Source organism: Paenibacillus sp. EB106-06-01-XG199, from assembly GCF_058791575.1.
The window spans coordinates 382,156-403,479 of record NZ_JBYTDQ010000003.1; the positions used below are offsets into that span (position 1 = coordinate 382,156).

The 21,324-nt window shown below is 49.9% G+C and carries 14 protein-coding genes; 5 read left to right on the plus strand and 9 right to left on the minus strand.

Annotation, left to right across the window (positions count from 1 at the left end; genetic code table 11):
* Positions 1-26: 26 nt before the first annotated feature.
* From AC3WT9_RS12585 to AC3WT9_RS12600, 4 genes are read right to left on the minus strand one after another with little or no spacing between them, the layout of a single operon-like run.
* Positions 27-2,021: a beta-galactosidase gene (locus AC3WT9_RS12585; RefSeq protein WP_341379255.1), complete on the minus strand. Its 1,995-nt coding sequence runs from the start codon at positions 2,019-2,021 to the stop codon at positions 27-29.
* A 55-nt stretch (positions 2,022-2,076) separates the two neighbouring features.
* Positions 2,077-3,753, minus strand: coding sequence for a type 2 periplasmic-binding domain-containing protein (locus AC3WT9_RS12590; protein ID WP_341379257.1), 1,677 nt, complete (start codon positions 3,751-3,753; stop codon positions 2,077-2,079).
* Positions 3,754-3,776: 23 nt separating this feature from the next.
* Positions 3,777-4,646, minus strand: a complete 870-nt coding sequence (locus AC3WT9_RS12595; protein ID WP_038595090.1) for a carbohydrate ABC transporter permease — start codon at positions 4,644-4,646, stop codon at positions 3,777-3,779.
* 15 nt (positions 4,647-4,661) lie between these two features.
* Positions 4,662-5,546 (minus strand): ABC transporter permease, encoded by an 885-nt coding sequence (locus tag AC3WT9_RS12600; protein ID WP_492407704.1) that lies wholly within the window; start codon positions 5,544-5,546, stop codon positions 4,662-4,664.
* Positions 5,547-5,870: 324 nt separating this feature from the next.
* On the opposite strand from AC3WT9_RS12600, the gene AC3WT9_RS12605 reads away from it, so the two are divergent.
* Together AC3WT9_RS12605 and AC3WT9_RS12610 are read left to right on the plus strand one after the other, a co-directional pair.
* Positions 5,871-7,601, plus strand: coding sequence for a sensor histidine kinase (locus AC3WT9_RS12605; protein ID WP_341379258.1), 1,731 nt, complete (start codon positions 5,871-5,873; stop codon positions 7,599-7,601).
* On the plus strand, positions 7,579-8,937 hold the full coding sequence (locus AC3WT9_RS12610) for a response regulator transcription factor (protein ID WP_341094929.1): 1,359 nt from the start codon (positions 7,579-7,581) through the stop codon (positions 8,935-8,937). The genes AC3WT9_RS12605 and AC3WT9_RS12610 overlap by 23 nt, the downstream gene beginning before the upstream one ends.
* Before the next feature lie 88 nt (positions 8,938-9,025).
* On the opposite strand, the gene AC3WT9_RS12615 is transcribed toward AC3WT9_RS12610, so the two are convergent.
* The 3 genes from AC3WT9_RS12615 to AC3WT9_RS12625 form a co-directional block, all read right to left on the minus strand.
* The gene (locus tag AC3WT9_RS12615) at positions 9,026-9,547 is read right to left on the minus strand and encodes a stalk domain-containing protein (protein WP_341094931.1); all 522 of its coding nucleotides are present in this window, start codon (positions 9,545-9,547) and stop codon (positions 9,026-9,028) included.
* Positions 9,548-9,708: 161 nt separating this feature from the next.
* Positions 9,709-10,605 carry a methyltransferase domain-containing protein gene (locus AC3WT9_RS12620; protein WP_341094933.1) on the minus strand — a complete coding sequence of 299 codons (897 nt, stop codon included), beginning with the start codon at positions 10,603-10,605 and terminating at the stop codon, positions 9,709-9,711.
* Between the two features lie 95 nt (positions 10,606-10,700).
* Positions 10,701-11,102: an Rrf2 family transcriptional regulator gene (locus AC3WT9_RS12625; protein ID WP_341094934.1), complete on the minus strand. Its 402-nt coding sequence runs from the start codon at positions 11,100-11,102 to the stop codon at positions 10,701-10,703.
* A gap of 311 nt (positions 11,103-11,413) precedes the next feature.
* Between AC3WT9_RS12625 and AC3WT9_RS12630 the strand changes: the two genes are divergently transcribed.
* The 3 genes from AC3WT9_RS12630 to AC3WT9_RS12640 all read left to right on the plus strand — a co-directional run bounded on the left by AC3WT9_RS12630 (position 11,414) and on the right by AC3WT9_RS12640 (position 16,402).
* Positions 11,414-13,372 (plus strand): serine hydrolase domain-containing protein, encoded by a 1,959-nt coding sequence (locus AC3WT9_RS12630; protein WP_341094935.1) that lies wholly within the window; start codon positions 11,414-11,416, stop codon positions 13,370-13,372.
* A gap of 86 nt (positions 13,373-13,458) precedes the next feature.
* Positions 13,459-15,783, plus strand: coding sequence for an ATP-binding protein (locus AC3WT9_RS12635; protein WP_341094937.1), 2,325 nt, complete (start codon positions 13,459-13,461; stop codon positions 15,781-15,783).
* A complete protein-coding gene (locus AC3WT9_RS12640; RefSeq protein WP_341094939.1) occupies positions 15,776-16,402 on the plus strand; it encodes a response regulator in 627 nt (208 codons plus the stop codon). The genes AC3WT9_RS12635 and AC3WT9_RS12640 overlap by 8 nt, the downstream gene beginning before the upstream one ends.
* A gap of 155 nt (positions 16,403-16,557) precedes the next feature.
* Here AC3WT9_RS12640 and AC3WT9_RS12645 read toward each other — a convergent pair whose 3' ends face one another.
* Positions 16,558-18,606, minus strand: a complete 2,049-nt coding sequence (locus tag AC3WT9_RS12645) for a methyl-accepting chemotaxis protein (RefSeq protein ID WP_341094941.1) — start codon at positions 18,604-18,606, stop codon at positions 16,558-16,560.
* Positions 18,607-18,884: 278 nt separating this feature from the next.
* On the minus strand, positions 18,885-21,299 hold the full coding sequence (locus tag AC3WT9_RS12650) for a glycoside hydrolase family 31 protein (RefSeq protein WP_341379261.1): 2,415 nt from the start codon (positions 21,297-21,299) through the stop codon (positions 18,885-18,887).
* Between the last annotated feature and the right edge of the window lie 25 nt (positions 21,300-21,324).

Genomic DNA, 21,324 nt, shown 5'->3' on the forward strand with positions numbered 1-21,324 from the left:
TAGTGTAATTAGTTAGGATTGTGCCGTCAGAATCCTGTTTTGGGTATCTCTGCAGGAAGTACATTATAGGGTTCAACAAGGCCGGTCCGCACCGGATACATCTGCTCATGGGCCTGTTTCGCTGCCTGTACAAAATGTTCATACGGCCGGTTGCAGACATCCACCACGCCGATCCCGTAATTCTCCCCGTCAAAACGCCCCAGCACCGGCTGATCATTCCACTGAAAATAATGCACCCCGATCAGCTGCGGAATGGCTGCAGCCTGCTCGACATAATAGCGGTAGGCACTGCCGCGCTCCTCCCGGGTTGCCACTGCGCGTATGCCGTAAGCCAGCATGCCGCCGTCCGCTGCGCCGAAGTGATATTCTCCGATCATGACCGGCTTGCCCAGCCGCTCGCTGATATACATGATCTGTTCCCGGTCAGGAGCGAACTGGTAGCAGTTCAGCGAGAAGACATCAAACCACTCGCAGCCCTCCAGCACATCGTCGCTGCTTACCCAGGCATAACGCATGCCCAGATTGAGATGATTCGGGTCCGCCTGCTTGCATAAGCGTGCCGGAATCTCCACATACCGCCGGATCATCATCCGGTTGAATTGTGCGTAGTCCGCTTCCCTTCCAGGATGATCCGAGGCTGCCGTATCGTGCGGTGTGTACAACTGTTCAAAACTGGCGTAGCTGCTGGCCCACGCCTCATTCAGCTGCTCTACAGTCCCATACTTCTCGCCCAGCCACTGGATGAACCGCTCCTTGCTGACATAACGGACCGGTGATTTCAGCATCAGCTGCGTTAAATTCAGACTGTCCACGAATGCCCAATGCGGCTCATTGCGCATGAAATAGCCGATCATCCGCCGATCTCCGCGCAGCGGAACCAGCTGCTTCGCGAATTCCTCTGCATTCTGCTCATACTCCCGGCTGAACACGTCGGGGAAATCGCGGAAGATCGTCTGCTCCGTCGCCGGAAAATCAGACAGCGGATACACATAGGGAAGCTCCGAGCCTTTGATAAATCCGTCATCGGACCAATTGCCGATCGTATTGAATCCCCACTGTCTCAGCCGGTATTCGGTCAGCTCCGTCCAGGCGGACCGCCACTCCGACCCGAAGGTTGTGATCAGATTGGCGATCCCGAAGCTGAATTCCTGCCCAGCCTGTGACCAGGCCTCATGATAGCTCCCTTCCCGCCCCGGCAGCTGCGGGATCAAATGCTCCATGCCGGTTACGTGCATGGGAGAAGCCGGACCGGCACAGTCCATTCCCGTACTGAACAGGGCATAGCCGTCCGGATCGGCAAACCACCAGTTGCTGCCGTCAAATTCCGTCCGGAAATAGCCGGTCGCCTGAAATGCAAGTCCCTTCCAGCCTCCGTACCGGCCAAGACCGCTCGCGCTGAAATCAGCCGCAGCTGCAAGCTGCCGTTCTAAATGCAGCCTTTCGCTCAACTCCGCCTGATTGGCCGTCTTCCCCTGCCAATCTCTGCCTTTCAGCTGGCCCAGCCCATCAATATAAGGGTGGTAATCGTAGGTGAAATCCGGCTCGGCTCCACTGAGGGACAATCCGCTAATCTCCACACTCCGGCTTGTCGTTGAAGGAATGGTCGCGATGGAGAACCCGGCAATCCGCTTCCGGTCGACCCTCGCATCTCCGCGGAGCACGGTCTGCATCACACCCGGATAACGGTCAAGGAACAGCTTCTCCCCGTTCAGATGCTTCAGCGGCAAACAGATCACCGTTCTGACGCCCGGCAAAATGCCAGTATGATAGGTGATCATACGGCTGTCCTGATCACGGAAACTGAATAGCAGCACCAGTACATCATGTGAATCGTGATACACCTCTGCATTCATAAACTCGTATTCCTGCCATACAGAACTGTCCAGGCTGCCCGGCAGAAGCTCCATCCCCCCGCCCTCGGGCGTAGTGTTCAACCGGAAGCCGCCGGACGGAGTCGGAGATACTCGTGAATCATGTTCAGCTTGAAACCATTCATTGGAGAATGGGATCGTAAGGTTCATAAGTAAATCCTCTTTTCTCAGAAATAATTGATTTCATTAATTTCCCATAATCGGCTTATTTCAGGCCCATATTGGACATTACATCGACTTTGCTGGCATTAGTGTACCAATCGTTCACTTCTTCTGTAATTTGCGTGCCGCCTTTGTCATGCCATTGCTTAACAAAGGTGTCGTAAGCTTCAAGCGGTTCTTTGCTGTAAATGATCTTTGTGAAGGTTTCCTTCTCCATGGTGTTCAGCTGTTCCCACGAAGTTTGCATCGTTTTGGTCGGCGGTCCGTTGAAGGCGTTAGGAAGCAGCACATCTCTGTTCTCATAAGAAATAACATATCCGTCTTTGGCGGTTGCATCATTGGCTGCCGATCTCATCAGAACCCCATTATCCGGCTTCGCACCTTGCGCAAGATCATAGAACGATTTGCCCGGGCCGTCAACGCTTGGCGTATTCTTGGTAAAGGACATCTTGCCTACACCTTGGGCAGCATCCATGGGCGTGTTGAATTTCTTGGAATCAAAGACTACTTCGCCGTTTACGGTATCATAATCATAACCTTCGGCATATCCGTACTTGAAGTCACCCGTGCCGAATGCCGCATCGTACAGCTTGTCGTAGTACAGGAAGAAAGCTTCCATATTGTTAAAATCCTTATTGAACATGAACACTCCGTCATTCTGTTGACCGGATTGATAGGTCTTATCTCCGCTGACACCGCTGATCGTGGGATAAGCACTGATTTTGGCACCTTGAACGTTGGTTTCAACATCCTTAACACTGCCGTACAGCCAAGGCCGGCCAATAATAATGCCTGCTTTGCCTTCGGTAAAGTCAGCCAGTGCATCCCATGCGCCCTGTGTAGCCAATTCCTTGTTCAGATACCCTTTCGAATACCAGTCGCGGAGTTTGGCAAGCGCATCCTTGGTTCCTTCGGCAACCGACCCGTAAGTGAGCTTACCGTCCTCGCTATACCATTGGCCCGGAAGATGCTTGCCGGTGTAGGCGCTGAAGATCATCACGGAGTCACTGACCCAGCCTGTGTTGTAAGAATCCTTACCGGAGAAATCAAATCCGTAGGTATCCTGTTTGCCATTGCCGTCGGGATCATCATTCGTAAAGGCAGCAATCACTTTTTCAAACTCACCGAGGGTTGTCGGTGCCTTTAAGTTCAGCTTATCCAGCCAGTCCTGACGGATGAGCATCACTTGGCCTTCCGTCAAATTAGGTGCAATCGGCATGCCGTACACCTTGCCGTCCTGTATGACCGGATTGAAGGCCGTCGGGTATTCCTTATAAATCTCTTTCAGCCGCTCAGGCATATATTTGCTGATGTCCTCTGTAATATCTTTGACCAGCCCGGACTGAATCAGGTCATTCTCAAGCGAGGTGTCATAGACAGGCAGAACATCCGGGAGTTTCTCGGAGCCGGTGAGCGCGAGCCGCAGCTTGGTGTTATACTGGGTCGCATCGCCGCCGAGCAGCGTAGTCTCGATCTGGATGCCGAGATGCTCTTTACCCCAGCGGGTCAGGACATTGTCATTCAGGCTTTCGCCGTTGATGTATTTTCCGGCATTTTCATCCTGCTGCTTCGCAATGCTGATCGTAATCGGAGGATCATATTTCCCGTCCTTAAGCGTTGCTTCCGCAGCGGAGCTTGATCCCTTATTATCCGAGCCGCAGCCCGCCAGCAATCCAGTCATCAGTAAAGCGGCGGAGAGTAAAACACCTGTTTTTTTCATTGAGTAGGCTCCTTTATAGTGGGTTATTCTTTGACTGCACCTAACACGATGCCTTTCACAAAATACTTTTGCAGGAAGGGATAGACCAGAATGATCGGCAAGGTGCTGATAAAAATCTGGGCTGCCTTGATGCTCTGCTCCGACATCGCTGCCGCTTCCGATTGGCTGAGCGCCATACTCTGGGCAGAGCCTTGGACGACGACCGTCTGCAGGAACGATGCCAGCGGGTAGTTCTCAGTATTCGACATATACAGGATACCGTCAAACCAGGCGTTCCAGTGCCCGACCATGATGAACAATCCCACAGTGGCCAAGCCGGGAAGCGACAGCGGCAGGTAGATTTTGCGGAAAATCACGAAGAACGAAGCTCCGTCGATAAACGCGGCTTCTTCCAGCGCCTTCGGAATGGTCTTGAAGAAATTCATGATCAGAATCAAATTGTACGCGCCAAAGGCACCCGGAAGCACCAAGGACCAGATCGTATCTTTTAATCCAAGCTTCGTGACCAGGATATAGGACGGAATTAATCCCCCGGAGAACAGCATGGTGAAGATGAAAACCCACATCAAGGCATTGCGTCCGCGGAAATCCTTGGATAAGGCATAACCCGCAGTCGTAATAATAAACATGCTGATTAAGGTTCCCAGTACGGTTCTGAACACGGATACCTGCATGGAACCGGTGAAGTTGGAGTTTTTAAAGGTTTTGACATAGGCGTCCGCATTGAAATCCACCGGCCAAAAGGAGACCAGATTGCCGTTTATCGCGGCCTTGCTGCTAAGAGATTGCGCGAGCAGATGGAGCATAGGCAAGAAGCATGATAATGCAATCAGAATCAGAAATATATAATTGAAGAACGAAAAGATCTTATATCCCTTGGACTTATGATACACTCTCCATGCTCCTTTCTAGAATATCTTGTAGTTGGCAACCTTATAGGCAATCCGGTATGAAATGACGATCAATATAAAACTGATGCCTGATTTGAACAGCCCGACGGCAGTACCGAACCCGTATTGTCCATTCAATAAGGAAGACCGGTACACGTACGTATCGATAATATCTCCTGTGCTATAGACAAGCGGATTGTAAAGGTTAAAGATTTGATCAAAGCCCGCATCGAGGATATTCCCCAGGCTCAGCGTAGCAATGACGATGATCATCGGCATCATGCTCGGCAAAGTAACATGCCTGATTTGCTGCCAGCGTGAAGCGCCGTCGATCTCTGCAGCCTCATAATAGGAAGGGTCGATCCCGGTGATGACCGCCAGGTAGACAATCATGCCGAAGCCGAAATTTTTCCACAAGTCACTGATAATAACCGTCGGCCTGAACAGGACCGGATCACCCAGGAAGAAGATCGGTTTCGATCCAAACAGATTGGATAGAAAGTGGTTGATGCCGCCGTCCAGTCCCAGAATATCAATCATAATTCCGGCAACGGTTACCCATGATAAGAAATGGGGCAAATACACCAAGGTCTGGATACTTTTCTTGACTCCCACATTTCTGATTTCACTTAAGAGGATTGCCATGAAGATTGGAACGATAATGCCGACAATAATTTTGATTACAGCAATGATGAGCGTGTTGGTAATGGCCTGTGTCGCTTCTTTATACTGGAAGATTCTCGCGAAGTTGTCCCAGCCGATCCACGTTGAGCCGGTAAGTCCCAGCCAGGGCTTGTAATCCTGAAAAGCCATCACCAGGCCGACCATCGGTCCGTACGCAAAGATAATAACAAATACGAGTGCCGGGATACAGAGCACATACAGCGGCCAGTTTTTCCTGATCTCCTTGTTCCAGGGATTTTTGCTGCTTTTTTTCCTGTCATCTGTCTTTAACGTCCCCGCTTGGGTATTTATAACCTGAGCTATTTGTGTTACCCCCTTTTATCATGCCAAGAAGTTTTTCTTTCAGGTTTAATGTTAGCAAAAGCGCTTTCATCCTAAAATGTCTTAATCTAAAGATCATAACCAATCCCTAAACATGTTTGATAAGCGCTTTCATTTTGCGGCTGAATAATCTTTTTCTTTTGAATTTAATGAATTATGATAGATTTATACGGAAGGACACGAATCCGGCAACCGCCAGTATTGGGGAACGAGGAAGTGAATATGATTAAAAAAGTGAATATGAAACGGTTCATCTACTTTTTCGTTTTTTTTCTGCTGCTTACGCTGGGACTGTTTTTTATCATGAATACGTTGGGTTCAAGAACGATTCAGGACAGTTTGATCAACTCCTCCAAAAATCAGCTGGCTTATGCGGAGAGCATTATGGATGGTGTCATCTCCGAGGCAAGCATGTACGGTATCCAGTATACCGCCGACAATGATGTGCGGTTCTATCAGAGCCGGAAACAGGATTTAAGCAACTATGATGGACAGATGAATAAGAATGAAATCTCGGAGCGGTTATCGGATCAGCTCTTTTCGAGTCTGGCGGTAGAATCCATCGGGATTTACTGGAAGCCGGATGGCACCTTTATTCAGACCGGCCATGATTCGCTGGCTAAGCTTCCCTTCGAACAGGTCACTGAGCGCGGCTGGCAGACCTATAATAACAGCCTGTATTATTTTTCAGTCTACCCCTACATCCATCAGCCCAAAAACCCGGCAAATATTCAATACATCGTGGGCGTGAAGCTCAAGAAGGAATATCTGGTCAGCCTGCTGGGCAAAGCGGTTAACGGCGACAGCTCCAATGCTTTTTTCCTTGTGAACAACAACCTGGTGATTAGCGGCAAACCTGTAGACAGTCGTATCGTGCAAAAAGCCAAGGAGACGATCACACCGGATACGCAGCGAATCCTGAAATTTGACTATCATACCGGCGAAGACGACTATTATGTGTTGTCTAAATATATCGAGCCTATTGACACATATCTTGTGACATATACAAGGATGAGTGATTTCCTGAATCCGCTGGACCGGAATCAGCAGGTATTCGTGGGCAGTATCCTGGTCATTCTGATTATTGGGCTGATCGTCATTCTGATGTTCTACCGGAATTTCTACCGGAATGTTCATTTGCTGGGCAAGAAATTTTATCAGGTGGAGCAAGGGAATTACAGCACACGGATCAGCGAGAATCCCGTTAATGAATTTTTTAATCTGTTCAAAAGCTTTAACCACATGGTGCTCAAAACCCAGAATCTGTTTGCGTCCCTGAAGATTGAAACAGAGCTGCGGAGAGATGCCGAGGTGAAGCAGCTGCAGGCGCAGATCAATCCGCATTTTCTGTATAACAGCCTCTTCTTCATTATGTCGATGGCGAAGACGTCTCCGGAGGCTGTCATGCAGATGAGCAAACATCTGGCTGAATATTACCGCTATCTGACGAAGCTGGACCGCCATGACGCCACTCTGGCCTCTGAGCTGCAGCTTGCGGATCATTTTTTATCCATCATGTCCCTATGCAAAGAGATTCATTATGAAATCAAGCTGCCCCCGGAGCTGGGAGAACATCGTATTATGCCGCTCATTATCCAGCCGATCGTAGAGAACGCCATCCAGCATGGCATTGAAGAGCGGCAAGGCGCCCATCGGGTCTCCATAGAGTTAAAAGCTCTTGATGACGGTGCGCTGATCATCATTGCGGATGACGGCAAGGGGCTTGCGCCGGAGCAAATCGTTCTGCTGGCAGCAAGGGTCGAAAGCGAATCCCCTCCGCCAGGCTCCAGTGGAATCGGTCTGTGGAATATACATCAGCGTCTTAAAAATGCTTACGGCGAATTAAGCGGCCTGCGTTTCTTCACCAATGACTGGGGCGGCTTGTCCGTGATGGCCTACATTGATTTCTCGCTGGATGAAGGAGGAGAACATGCGATTACTGATTGTGGATGACGGACATTACATTGTTGAATACTTAAAACATCTGCTGGATTGGAAGAAATTCGGCATACACCAGATTGTGACCTCAACTAATTCGGTTGAAGCCAAGCAATTATTGAACCAGAATCAGATTGATATTCTGATTACGGATATCCGCATGCCCGAGGTGTCCGGCATTGATTTGCTGGAGCATATTAATGAGAACATGCTTAAGACCAAAGTGGTTTTTCTCTCGGGCTACTCTCAATTTGATTATGCGCAGAAAGCGATCCGGCTGGGCGCTCTGGATTATTTGCTGAAGCCCGTGGATAAAGAGGATATGGAGAAAGCGATGAAGCAAGTGCTCAAAAGCATTGATGAGCAGCAGCTGAAGCCCCAGATTACGTGGGAGAAATTTGACGGGCTGGGTTATCTGCTGTCCGTTATTGGCGGACCCTCCCCCGCAGGCACTGATTTCAGTGCTTATGATACCGTACTGCTGAAGGAGACCTTTTGCTTCTTTCAGGTTCCAGATGCAGAGGGAGCAGATGAAATCACCTTAAGAGACAACAGCCGGGAGCTGGATCAATTGATTTGGACGACAGGCCCGGGGCTGGCAGGATTAATCCTGGAATCCGACGCTCAGAAGCTCGCGCACAGCATCAGCAATATTTCCTTTTCGGAGAAATTTGAATTTAGCCGGAAGAATGCCGTCCGGCAAATCTTCTGCCAGTTTTATTACCAGGAGGAAGTTCACGCGGGTGACTGTACCCTGCTGCAGGACTGTACTGCTCATCCTAAGTGGGAGCCTGGAGAATGGGAGCTGACCAGAAAGAACATTCTCAAGACCTTCGCCCAGCTTGGTTCCAGAAAGCAGAAAATTCTCTATCTGCTCGACTTTATTCAGCGGGTGTATTTCTCTGTCAGCCGGCTGCAGCAGGTTGAGGTCGCAGGTTGGATCTTCAGTCAACTGGCAGAGCCGGACGCTGCACTTGAGTCCATTCTGCTCTGCATCACCCAATTCGAGCGAAGCGCAAAATTGTCTAACCGCCATATTGTCCAAACCATACAATCTCATATTGCCGGTCATATCGGCGATGGTTTGAGCCTGGACGATCTGGGTAAAATTGTTCATCTTCATCCTGTCTATCTGTCTAAAGTGTATAAGCAGGAAACCGGTGAGAATCTATCGAACTTCATTGCAGCCAAACGATTGGAAAAAGCCTCCCAGCTATTGATAGAGTCCAATTTGCATGTAATCGATATTTCTCATATGGTCGGTTACAAGAAGCCGCAGTATTTCATCAAGCTGTTCAAGGATCAGTATGGAATCACACCTTATCAATACCGCAGACAACAGATTCAATAATAAACAAGGCGGTCCCCATCCTCTAAGTGAGAGAATGGGGACCGCCCTGTATTTATATCATTTAACGGGAATACACAAGTGCTCTTCCTTACTTCTGCAGCTCCAGATCCTTCTGTTTCAGCAGATCTGTGTATTCTGATTTATACTGCTCCAGCTTAAGCTTCAATTCAGCATTATTGGCATCTGTCTTCAGCAGGCTGCTGGTGACCAGAATGTTATCGACAACAGTATCAATTTTTTCGTCAATTTGCTTGATTTTATTTTTGGTGACCGCCGGCAAAGGGTCCGGTGTTGTGGTCGGCCGCGGTCCCAGGACAGCATTGGTATTTTTATCATTGGCCAATGCGCCCGCTCCGCTATCTTTCTCATCCAGGTTAATATTCTTGCCGGATATCGAAACCTTATAGCCAGCCAGTTCTCCGATGGCGCGCACCGGGGCATAGCTTTTTCCATCAATGATTATGGCTGGATCTACCAGCTTCTTGCCGTATACGTTGACTGTATATTCCGCTTGGATTTTCTTTCCTACCAGAGTAGAGGTAGCCCCGAGCGCCTGCGCACTAACCATCAGTATTGCCCCGGCAAGAAATCCGGCAGCAATCTTTTTCATAAGAAATTCACTCCCCGTTAAATAATGTACTACTATCTTAGCATTTTACAGCTCCTGATAGAAATCGTTGGCCGACAATTTTCGCCTTCTGCTGCGGCCGCAAAGAAAAAAGGCGTATTTCCACAAGGAAAATACACCTTAGAAGCGGTTAATTATACGTTTTATGATTTGCTGTACATATTCTGATCCTGCAGCCGGATCAGCACCTTGCCGAAACGTCCGCCCTGCTGAACCGTTACCTTCTTCTCCTGATACGTGCTGCGTATATAATCCGTAACAATATTCCGGGAAACTTCGTGGGCAGGCAGATGATGCATCTTCAACAGTTGCAAGACCTCTTCAATTGCCGCCTCTACGGAAATTTCGGTGCTTTTCATTTCTCGTGTCACAATGGACTCATAGGCATAGCCTTTCAAGTAAAGCAGCTGGTTCAAATACGCCATATCTGAGGAATCCGGGTGCATCTTCCTACCGGTCAGCAGCGGCATCACCTCATTAATAAGACTATGCTGTCTGCTCCCAGCTGAAGTACTGATATAACAATATTGACGGGCACAGCTCAGCACTCTCTCTACGCTATCCCAGTCAATGATCACCGGACACATGGAGACGAATACCAGATCAAACCCTTTCTCCCAGCCCATTGCAGTTATGTCAAGGTCCTCGAAAGCTTCCCGCACTAAGGTTATCTTTTCTTTTCCGGGGCTGACACGGGCTGTATTGGCTTCAAATAAATCAGCCAGCGGTACGTTGGGCTCAACAGCGGTAACCTTGGCCCCGCGCTCGGCAAAAGGTACACTGAAGCCCCCTGAAGCCGCACCGATATCCAGCACGCTGAGTCCGGCAAAATCCACTCCCTGCCCTTCCATCCAGCCGATGATCCGCTCGCTTCTGCGTCTTCCGCCTTCACTGAATACCTCTTCATCAAACACCTTGGCCTTGTGATCGAACCCATGCGTGGGATCAATTCCAGCACGCTTCATCTGGTTGGCCGTGGATGAGGGGTCCTCCTTCCACGCCTGCTCCCACAATTGAATATCAAATAAATCTGTTGCCATCTTTGCTCATCCCTTTCTTGAATATCATTTAGCCTGCATTTAATAGACTTAACAGACTTATTATATCTATAATTTAATTGCAAAAATAACGGCGGTTATAAAGCCACCGTTATCTGTGCAGCAAGCTCGGAGATTTTTTTATTCCGCAAATAATCTTCCATCCGCCGTTCAGCTTCCACCATTTCCTGCTGAATCAGACACTCGCTGGGATGATTTAGCGTGCAATCAAACAACGAGGCCGTGCCTTCAATGGCATGAATGATGTCGAGAAATGAAATGTCTTCCTTCTTACGTTTGAGCCGATAACCGCCATTCGCACCCGATGCCGACTCGATCAGTCCAGCTTTCACAAGTTTGGTCAATATCTTGGACAGATACGTAGGGGAAACCTCCTGCCGCTCTGCCAGCTGCTGTACGCCTACCGGCTTGTCGGACGCAGCCACCACCAAAAAGAGCATCGTATGCAGCGCATAATTTGTTGCCTTTGAATATTTCATCTTCCACCTCAATCAAAGACTTTGTTAGTCTATAATAACTTTTATTCGCTCGGATTGCAAGCTGCTGTTGCTGTTATGTAGCACATTTGCATAAATTTCCAATTATAACATGCTGAGAATACTAATAGGTTTCTTATTGGTGTTTGTATAAACTTCGGCAAGGCCAAATCAGGCGCAGGCTTCCAGCCTCCCCTTTGCGTGCTCCCGCAAAATTCATGCGGCTGATCCGCGCCCGCTGCCCGCTTCTACGGATTTCAGGCTGATGCAGTTATGATAGGATAAGGGCTCAACCTGATCAAAGGAGCACATTTATGAGAAAAATTATACTTGTTGTTATGGCCTTCTTGATGTTCCCCCTCTCTGCCTTTGCCGCCGGTCCGCCAGGCTCACCCTCTGCGGTTACGCTCAACATGGAGGACGCGAAGCGGTTTGGCGATGATTTTTTTAAGCAGCCAGAGATACAGGAGCAGCTGGCTGGAGCTGTTCTAGTCATCGTAAAGGATGGAAAAATTCTGCTGAACCAGGGCTATGGGTATGCCAATATTGCTGCCAAACAGCCGGTTGATGCGGAGAAGACCTTGTTTCGCCTGGCTTCCGTATCCAAGCTGTTTACTGCAGCAGGCGTGATGCAGCTGAGCGAATCAGGCAAGGTTGATCTGGACACAGACGTGCAAAGTTATCTGACGGGTCTGCACATTAACAACACAAGCGGATTCCCGCTTACCCTCAAACATCTAATGACCCATACTACCGGTTTCGACAACGGAGATGTCCTTGAATCCGGGACCCCTTCCACACTGGAGAAATTCGTGAAGGAGAAGATGCCTACCATCGTCCGCAAGCCGGGTGAGGTCTACCGCTATGACAACTTCGGCTTCTCCCTGCAAGGTTACATCATTCAACAAGTCTCCCGGATGCCCTTTGAGAATTACATGGCCGAAAAGCTATTCAAACCGCTAGGAATGGGCAACACCAGCTTCATTTTTGATGATAAGGTGATCAAGCGGATGGCCACCCCTTATGATAATCAGCTGCAGCCGACCGGGCAGATTCCCAACGACCCGCTTAGTGCTCCTGAAGGCGGCATGACTTCTACCGGGAAGGATATGGCCCAGTTCATGCTTGCGATGCTGAACGGCGGGAAGAAGGGGGAGAACCGGATTCTCCAACCAGAATCCATACAGGCCATGGAGCACAGCAGCGTAACGATCCATCCTAAGGTCCCAGGAAACGGTTATGCCTTCGAGTCTACCTACTCGCAGGACTACAACGGATATAAGGTTGCAGAGAAAGGCGGCGATTTATCCGGCTTTCATTCTAATCTATGGCTGCTGCCTGAACAGAACACGGGAATCTTTCTTGCACTGAACAGCGATAAAGGTAATCTGCGCCAGCCCATGTTCCATCAGTTCATGAACCGTTATTTCCCTGAGACAAGCAAGGCACCCGCTTCCATCGAGCCTGCAGCTACCCAAGAGCAGCTGCAGCGTTTCGCAGGCTTGTACCGCCACCTGCGAACACCAGCCTTAACTTCGGAGGTCACCGCAATAGACGGCGCACTGCTGGTTAAGGATGTGTTCGGCGAGCATAAGCTGCGGCAGACTGAGGAACTGCTGTTTTATGATGAAGAAGACAAGCCGGCCGGCTTCAAGCTGGATGCCGACGGCAAGGTGCTGTACTTCTATTACAACCAGCCCGACAGCTGGCTTGAAAAGCTGCCTGAGCCCCAGCACTTCAGCGACGTAGGCTCTGATCATCCCTATGCCAAATACATCTATAATCTTGTTCAGCTGGGCGCCATTCCTGAAAGCACTGGACCCTTCCAGCCGGATCGTCCAGTTACACGCGGACAATTCATTGCCCAGTTGATACCTCTTGCCGGATTTCAATCATCGGCCCGGCCCAGCGCATTCAAAGACACCAAGGGCAGCCCTTATGAGACTGCCATTCAGACTGCGCTTGATTACGGTGTCGTTCAAGGACTGCCGGGCAGTTATTTCGGCCCCGACCTGCCTCTGACACGTGAACAGGCTGCAACCTTTGTCTGGCGGATTGCCCATATTGGTCTGGGAGCCGCCCCGGTGAAGGCTGCTGTGCAGAAGCCCTTCTCGGACTGGGCCGCTGAGGGTGTCCAGTATGTGGTTGGCCGCGGCCTTTATGGTCCTGACGCAGAATTGTCAGACGGGCAAGTAAATTACAGGGCACAGGATCCAATGCTGAATCAGGAGGCCGCAGCTTTAATCTACCGGCTGCTGCAAAACCTGCTGTAACAACAAGGCAGCCGAACAGGCGATTCGAGACGAATCGCCTGTTTTATCATATACTTTTAAGAAAAGAGGATAAAGGATTGTGAACCATGTTCAGCTTTCTTCAACGCCCCCGTGTCAGCCGTAGGATCATCTACATCTTCATGGGACTTGTTGTGCTCGCCACAACCTATATACAGATTCAATTATTCACCAATCCCTACTCAGGCATCAGCGTGGAACCGGATTCCAGCGGCGGATGGATCATCTCCAGAATCGATAGGGACAGCCCCGGTTCGAGAACAAACCTCAAACCAGGTGATCGTATTCTCGCTTTCGATGGGGAGCCGGAACCGGAAGTATTTATCGTTGACAGAAGGCGATTGCTTACTGGAACCCATAGTCTGAAGGTTGAAAGCAAGGAAGGGCAGCCGTATACCCTTCAGCTTAAAGCTGGCAGTAAAGACAAACTGGAGAATGGCTTTGCCTTCGTCATGGAAATCTTTTTGGTGGGTGTAGGCACTTATGCCCTGTGCAGGAATCCTGAATCGCTGCTGATCCGCAGATTTCTGCTGATGAATCTGTTGTTTGCATTCGTCATAGTGGCGCTGTTCTCGGATGAGCTTATGCTCTCCGGCTACCTGTTCACTTTCTGTGCAATCTGGATGCCTTATGCGATAATTTCCTTCTATCTGCTGTTTGCCTTCCGTCCTATTTATTCAAAATTCCGTGCCTTACTGCGGGGGTATCAGGTCTACTCGCTGATGTTCTCGGTCTTTGCTGTAGGCTTTATGCTGCAGCGTCATGTATATGACTGGGTAACCAATGTTCTGAATGTAGCCTTGCTTGCCACACTGCTGCTGATGGCTGCCATAACGGTCTGGCACTGGAGCAAATTCGACCGGATTGAGAAGAATCAGCTCTACATTCTGTTTACAGGAATAACCGTGAGTCTGCTTCCTTATGTATGGCTGTATGCCCTGCCCTATCTGTTATGGGACCGGTACTGGATCACGGCAGAATATGCGTTGGTCGGTCTGGTGCCGATTTCTGCAACGTTCACTTATCTGCTCGTCCAGCGTCAGGTTCTGGACATGAGATTTTATATTCCCAGATTGGCCGCGCACAGCCTGTACTTCAGCCTGACACTAGTGCTATTTCTATTGACAACCGTCTGGGGTTCGATAGGATACGCGGTACTCTTGTTCATTCTGCTGGCGCTGCTGACCGGCGGCTATCGTCTGCTGCTGCGGCGGCTGCGGCATGGGGAAAAGCGCAAAAAAGACTGGCTGGAGCAACAGAAGCTGCTTCTCTCCCTACAGCTGGCCGGAAACAAGAATATCCGCGATATCCTCAAGCTGTTTGCTGAGCTTCTGCAGGATATGATTGAAGTTGAAGGTCTTACACTGGTCTATTTCGATGACAGCTCCCTGCCGCTAGTACATAACACAGGGATTTACGAGGAGAAAGGGACAAAGGGTCCGGCTCCGTTACGGGACACCCCCGACCTTGAATGGTCCGCCGGCGGCGAATACGCTGCCGTATTCGAGCTGGTGCATGAACTGGAGGAGCAGCGGCTGGGCTACCTGTGCCTTGGACCGAAGCGCAATCAGACCTTGTTCTCTGCCGAAGAACAGCGGATCATCCAGAAATTCCGCAGTGAAGCTGTTCAGATGCTTATGAACGCCCGCCATCTGCTCCGCTTGAGGCGCGAATATGAGGACAATCAAAAGCAGATTGACCATTATGAGCGCCAGGTGCATGATTTCCGCAGCTATAGCCAGAGCTTGCTGGAGGCCCGAGAAGCAGAGAAGGTCCGCATCTCTTATTTCCTGCATGATGACCTGCTGCAGAACCTGATCTTCTTGTCCCGGGATCTGGAGGAGCTGCATGATACCGGGAGATACCAGCAGGAGCGCAATGCGAAATGGCTCAAATGTCTGGCCGATTCTCAGCGCAGCATCCGGGCGCTCAGCGATCATTTATATCCGCATATTCTCGATAAAGGCGATCTGCAGGAAGCACTGCACTGGCTGCTGCAAGACATGAATCGCCTGGAGGAGCTTAACGTGACCCTGCAGTTTGAGGCTCCATTGCCGGACGCCTTCCCTGTCTTTATCAAGGCGAGTCTCTTCCGGGCAGCCCGTGAGCTGGTCGTCAACGTTTTCAAGCATGCGATGGCTTCCGAACTGAAGGTCCGTGTCTGGATAGACGGTGACAGCATCTATTGCAGCGTGTCCGACAACGGCGTAGGCTTCAACAGAAATATTGCTGTGACCGCTCCTCCAGACGGCCGCCCCCGCTTCGGGCTGCTGTCGATCCGGGAACAGATGGAGCATCTGGGCGGAACGGCTCTGATTGACTCCGTGCCGGAACAGGGAACCTCGGTCACACTCAAAATCCCTCTTTATAAGGAGCAGTCTTCTCATGAATGATAATATAACCCTGTATATTCTTGATGATCACCCCCTTGTGCTGGACGGGCTTAAGAGCCGTCTGGACGAGGAGCCCGGCCTTGAAGTTCTGCGGACCTTCACAGATCCGGTAGAATTCCTGGCAGAGACGGCGCTGCTGCGCCCGGATGTAGTGCTGATGGATATCTCGCTGCCGCAGATGGACGGCTTCCAGGTAGCCCGGCTGTTGAAAGAGAACTACGGTAATGCGCTGAAGATTATTCTCTTATCCGGCTATACCTACGAAGAATTCTACTACAAAGCGTACCGAATCGGCGTTCATGCCTACCTCTCCAAACAAAGCTCATACAGCATCATTATCAACGCGATCAAACAAAGTGTGCTGGGCAATATTCTGGTCCCTGAGCATCTTCGGGCTTCCGCTTCTCCAGACGCGCTAACAGCAACCGAACGAAAAGTACTGCGCTGGCTGGCGAAGGAGAAAACCAACAAGGAAATTGCCACGGAGCTGGCCTTAAGCCAGCGGACTGTTGAATACCATCTGGCCGCAATCAATCAGAAGCTGGGGGTGAAGACAAGAATCGGGGCTGTGGTGAAGGGGTTTGAGTGTGGTTTATTAACTTTTGGGGATGAGGATTGAGGAAAAAGGAATACAGGCCTTCAGTGGATATCCTACAAAAAAAGGTTATCCTTATCCCCAGTGGGCTATGGATAACCTTCATGTATATTTACTGCTTTGTCAGCTTGCGGGTTGCTGTTTGTCTCTGGTTCTCGGGTTCTTCCATTGCTTCAAGTTTATTTAATCTTGAATTGCTCAAGCAAGTTTTGCAGTTCCTGAACCATGGAACTCAATGATTTAGCGGAGTGTGAAACCTCTTCCATGGAAGCCTGCTGTTGTTCACTGGCTGCGGCAACATTTTGGGTGGCATCTGATGCTTCTCCTGAAATACGGGCAAGTTCTTCCATAGTAGCGCTAATTTCCTGGGAGCCGGCAGACATTTGCTCAGAGACTGCAGATACCTCCTGAATTTGGTTAACCATTTGTTGAATTTCCACTACAATTCCGTTAAAGGCTTCCCCCGCGTGTTCCACGAGCACAGTGCTGGAATTGACCGCTTTCGTTCCGACTTCAACCGATTGTACCGCCGCTCGGGTCTCCCCTTGTATTTCTTCAATAATCTCCCGGACCTTCCCGGCAGAATCTTTGGTTTGTTCGGATAACTTACGAATTTCCGCAGCAACTACAGCAAATCCCTTACCATGCTCACCAGCGCGTGCTGCTTCAATCCCGGCATTCAGGGACAGCAGATTGGTTTGTGTACTTATTCCGCTAATCACATTGATTATATTGCCTATATCACTGGAACGTTCTCTGAGCTGCTCCATATGCGAAGCCGTGACCGAGACCGAACGATTGGCTTCGTTCATATCATGAACTGCCTGCTGAATGATCTTATTCCCTTGCGCCGCCTGCTGTGAGGTGTTTTGTGAAGCATCATGCAAAATGGATGAAGACTCAGAAATCCGTTGGATGCCGATGGCCAGCTCCTCAAGCGACCTGGCGCTTTCTTGTGTTCCCACAAGCTGCGTCTCGGCACCAGCAGCCACTTCTTGAATGGTGTTGGCTATATCCTCAGCCACTATAGTTGTCTGGTCTGCACTCGCCGTCAACTCTTCAGCTGTAGAGGCAACATGCAAGGAATGTTCGGTGACTTTACCCATCATTTTATTCAGAAGGTCACTTGTATAATTTAAATTCTCTGCCATCCTGCCAAATTCATCCTTCGTTTTCACCTCAATGGAATAGGTGAAGTCCCCTTGAGCCAGGTGCTCGGCCATTGCATTAACACGTGAAGTATGCGCTGTCAAGTTGCGGGCGTAGAGTAGAATAACCACTACAATCAGAGCCATACCAATGATTAGAAAGATCAAAGTTTGCAGCAACAGTGCATTCAACTTTTCTTTAAGTTCTTGATCCGGCAAGGCTACAGCGACGATCCAGTCTGTCTGCTCCAGCTTTGAGAAATACACATGGATGAGTCCTTCTGAGGAAGTGTAGGTTGCAGCGCCCTTTCCATCTTTCAAAATAGTTTTCGCTAAAGTGGACACGACGGGGTCCTGCTCCTCCTGAAGTTTTACCTTCATGATTTTATCCGTCTCGGGTCCTGCTAAATAAGTACCGTCTTTATCAAGCATAAACGCCCATCCGCTATCACCTACATTTGTCTCTGAGATGATATTTTGCACAGTATCCAAATTGATGTCTCCGGTAGCTACTGCAATGAAACGTTCTTGATCATCATACACAGGAACTGATGCGGTAACCATGGTTGACTTGGTTTTTTCATCATAGAATGGGGCTGTATATTGTATCTCTTTTTGATTGGCTGCAATTTTATACCATGCTTGCGCTGGATAATTGTAGCTGGGATCACTATAGTCATGTGTAACGGTAATTTGATTCTGATCGCGAAAGGCATAGGAAGAAACAAACTTTGTATCATCCTCATATACATTAGGTTCAAAATAAATGCCTACGCCGAAGGTATCTTTGTTGATATCCAGTGAGTTTTTGAGAGCCGCATCATAATCCTCCAGGCTCAGCTTACTGTAATGACCTTGAATAGATTTCGCTATCGTTTCCGGCACTCTACCGTGAGAGGTTATCCGGTTCTGAATGCTTTGATTGGTATTTGCCAGTTGCTCCTTCATGCTGTTCTCCGTCTGTTCAAGCAATAAACCATGGGATTTAAAGATAACAGCAGAAGATACTCCAATAACAATTACAAGTAAAAGCGGCATAATGAGAAGTAGTGTTTTTGCTTTGATGCTTCTAAGTTGCATTTCTAACAGCCTCATTTCCTGAATAAAATTAACAATATATCGTATATATCGGCATTATTCGACATTTTTTTCAGTGGTATTTGTTTACATTTTCCAGATATTAGAGGTATAAGATCATCATTGAGCAACAAATTACTGCCTAGTGTAAGCAATTCTGAGCTTGCGACACAACAAACAAGCCCGACTTCCCGGGCTAGTTTGTTGTGTATGATAGCAGTCGTGTCCTATTCTCTGCACTGAAAACCGGCTTCATCTTTGCGGTAGACGGCGGCCGATCTCTATCTGGCAGTCAATATTTCGCATAACGCTCCATAGAGCGAATGCTCCAGATCCATCGAAGCAAGGGAAGCAAGGGCCGCTGCCGGACCTGAAGCTTCCTTCACCACACGGTAAATTTGTTCTTTCAATTGGAACAGGATCTGCGCATGGTTCAGCAGCTCAAATGCCTCCTCCTCCACCCGGTTTACGGAAATCCGGGCACTGGCGAACATCACTTCAAGTGATGAAGCTACCGGCAGCTCAGGGATGATAACCGTTAGCGTATGCGAAACTTCATCATATCCGGTTTCGGCGGCAATATCCCCGCCATCTGCCATCACTGTTACCCGGCTGTCGGCGAAGCCGATAAAGGACAGCTTCCAGGTCCGCCGCTCCGGCACAACTGCTGTATTTCCGCTGGCAGGATGAATCTTAAAGGCTGCAGCCTCTCCCCAGCTCAGGAGCATTTCTGTGCTGCACCATTGCTCATCGCTGTCCTCTACAGCATCTCCGTTATCCTCCCACAGCTGAAAACAGCCGTTGCATCCGGCAAATACCATGATCTCCAGATGCTGCGGATTGGCCACCGATGAGGTATATTCCGTCAGGTCCGCCATAGGAAGAATGGCTCCGGCCTTGGCCAGCACCGGAATGCTCTCCAGGTTCCGGTAGAGCGACAGCTTTCTTCCGCCGTCATATACTCTTCCGCTGAAGTAATCCACCCAGATCCCTTCCGGCAGCCAAGCCTTGAATTCGGCAACGCCTGTCTGCTTGTCTACCGGTTGTGTGATCGGACAGGCTATCAGCTCCGTGCCAAAATAATATTGGTTCGGGACCTCATACGCCTCAAGGCGCTCCGCATGATGGTAATACATGGGGCGGATCAGCGGAAGACCTTCGCGGCTGGCATAGCGGTTCATCGTGTATAAATATGGAAGCAGACGGTGCCGCAGGCGCAGCGACTGCTTCATCACATTCTCCGCGACCTTGTTGAACCGCCAAGGCTCCTTGCTGTTGAACCGGCTCGCTGAGCTGTGCAGACGCAGAATAGGTGAGAATACACCGAACTGCACCCAGCGCATCACCAGCTCATCGTCCAGATAACCCAGCATATGACCGCCGATATCATGGCTCCACCAGCCATAACCTGCATTCGACGCGTTGGCCGTAAAGTAAGGCTGGAAATCCAGTGACTCCCAGGTGACAATGGTGTCCCCGGAGAATCCGACAGGATAACGGTGGCTTCCAAGTCCGGCATAGCGGGAGAAGGTCAACCGCCTGTTCCCCCGGCGTCCGCTGTCCAGGAAGTGGTAGTGGTTCAGCATCCACAGGGGATCAAGGCCCGGAACCTTGGTTACCCCGCCCTGCTGCCAGTCAATCCACCAGAAATCCACTCCCTCTTCTTCAAGCGGATGATGCAGATACTTGAAGTAGGCCTGCAGAAATTCCGGATCGGTGATATCAAATTCCACCGCATCGCCTTGTTCTGGATTCATGCCCAGCTCCGCCGCAATCGCCAGGTACGGACCTTCGAAGGCCCGCACACCATCCCCCGGATGGACATTAAGTGTTACGCGCAGCCCTTTGTCATGCAGCCAAGTCAGAAAACCCTTCGGGTCCGGGAACAGCTCCCTGTTCCAGGTGTAGCCTGTCCAGCCGCTGCCGTACTGCGGATCAATGTCGACCAGATGCCAATCCATATCCATAACTGCAACAGAGAATGGAATCTGCTCCAGTTCGAACCGCTCCATCAGCCCTTTATATTCATCTTCTGTATAGCGGTAATACCGGCTCCACCAGTTGCCGAGCGCATAACGCGGCAAAAGCGGTGTGGGACCGCACAATTGGTAGAAATCCTTAAGACAGTTCAAGTAATCGTGGCCGTAGCCGAAAAAATACAGGTCCTGGGCTTCTTGCCTCCGCGGCTCAACCTCACCACCTTCTTCCAACAGGAGCGAAGCACTATCATCCATGAGGGTGTAGCCGCTGCGTGACAATAGTCCGTGCTCCAGCGGAATGGCGCCGTCCGCCTGATCCAGTGTGCGTGCCGTACCACCCAAGTCCTGCGGCGTATCGCCGTAATTCCAGACGCTCATCAGGTGGCCCTGCCCGTTTCTTACCCGCACGCTGAGGCCATGGCGGGAGAAGGGCTGCTTGTCATAACTCAGATGCAGATACTCTGTAATGACTTCCAGCCTGTTCCCATGATCGATCAGCCGGAAGTCCGGAACGGCAAAGCTGCGGTTCAGCACAGTCTGGGTGGCCCGGTCTTCAAAACAGCCCGGCCCGCTGTATTCCATCCGGATCAGCTGTGGTGTCATTATCGTGAACCGGAAATGCCCGCCCTCAATTATCGCTTCAGGATGAGCATTTGGCTTGGAGTGGAGCTTGAAATGAGCAGGTATCTGCCGCTGCTTAAGAACTTTTTGTTCCATGGTCAACCTCTTTTCTGGTTATAGG

Excerpts from the sequence above, each read along its gene's own strand:
- AC3WT9_RS12585 (WP_341379255.1), bottom strand. The coding sequence starts at position 2,021 with ATGAACCTTACGATCCCATTCTCCAATGAATGGTTTCAAGCTGAACAT.
- AC3WT9_RS12590 (WP_341379257.1), bottom strand. The coding sequence starts at position 3,753 with ATGAAAAAAACAGGTGTTTTACTCTCCGCCGCTTTACTGATGACTGGA.
- AC3WT9_RS12605 (WP_341379258.1), top strand. The coding sequence starts at position 5,871 with ATGATTAAAAAAGTGAATATGAAACGGTTCATCTACTTTTTCGTTTTT.
- AC3WT9_RS12610 (WP_341094929.1), top strand. The coding sequence starts at position 7,579 with ATGCGATTACTGATTGTGGATGACGGACATTACATTGTTGAATACTTA.
- AC3WT9_RS12615 (WP_341094931.1), bottom strand. The coding sequence starts at position 9,547 with ATGAAAAAGATTGCTGCCGGATTTCTTGCCGGGGCAATACTGATGGTT.
- AC3WT9_RS12620 (WP_341094933.1), bottom strand. The coding sequence starts at position 10,605 with ATGGCAACAGATTTATTTGATATTCAATTGTGGGAGCAGGCGTGGAAG.
- AC3WT9_RS12625 (WP_341094934.1), bottom strand. The coding sequence starts at position 11,102 with ATGAAATATTCAAAGGCAACAAATTATGCGCTGCATACGATGCTCTTT.
- AC3WT9_RS12630 (WP_341094935.1), top strand. The coding sequence starts at position 11,414 with ATGAGAAAAATTATACTTGTTGTTATGGCCTTCTTGATGTTCCCCCTC.
- AC3WT9_RS12635 (WP_341094937.1), top strand. The coding sequence starts at position 13,459 with ATGTTCAGCTTTCTTCAACGCCCCCGTGTCAGCCGTAGGATCATCTAC.
- AC3WT9_RS12640 (WP_341094939.1), top strand. The coding sequence starts at position 15,776 with ATGAATGATAATATAACCCTGTATATTCTTGATGATCACCCCCTTGTG.
- AC3WT9_RS12645 (WP_341094941.1), bottom strand. The coding sequence starts at position 18,606 with ATGCAACTTAGAAGCATCAAAGCAAAAACACTACTTCTCATTATGCCG.
- AC3WT9_RS12650 (WP_341379261.1), bottom strand. The coding sequence starts at position 21,299 with ATGGAACAAAAAGTTCTTAAGCAGCGGCAGATACCTGCTCATTTCAAG.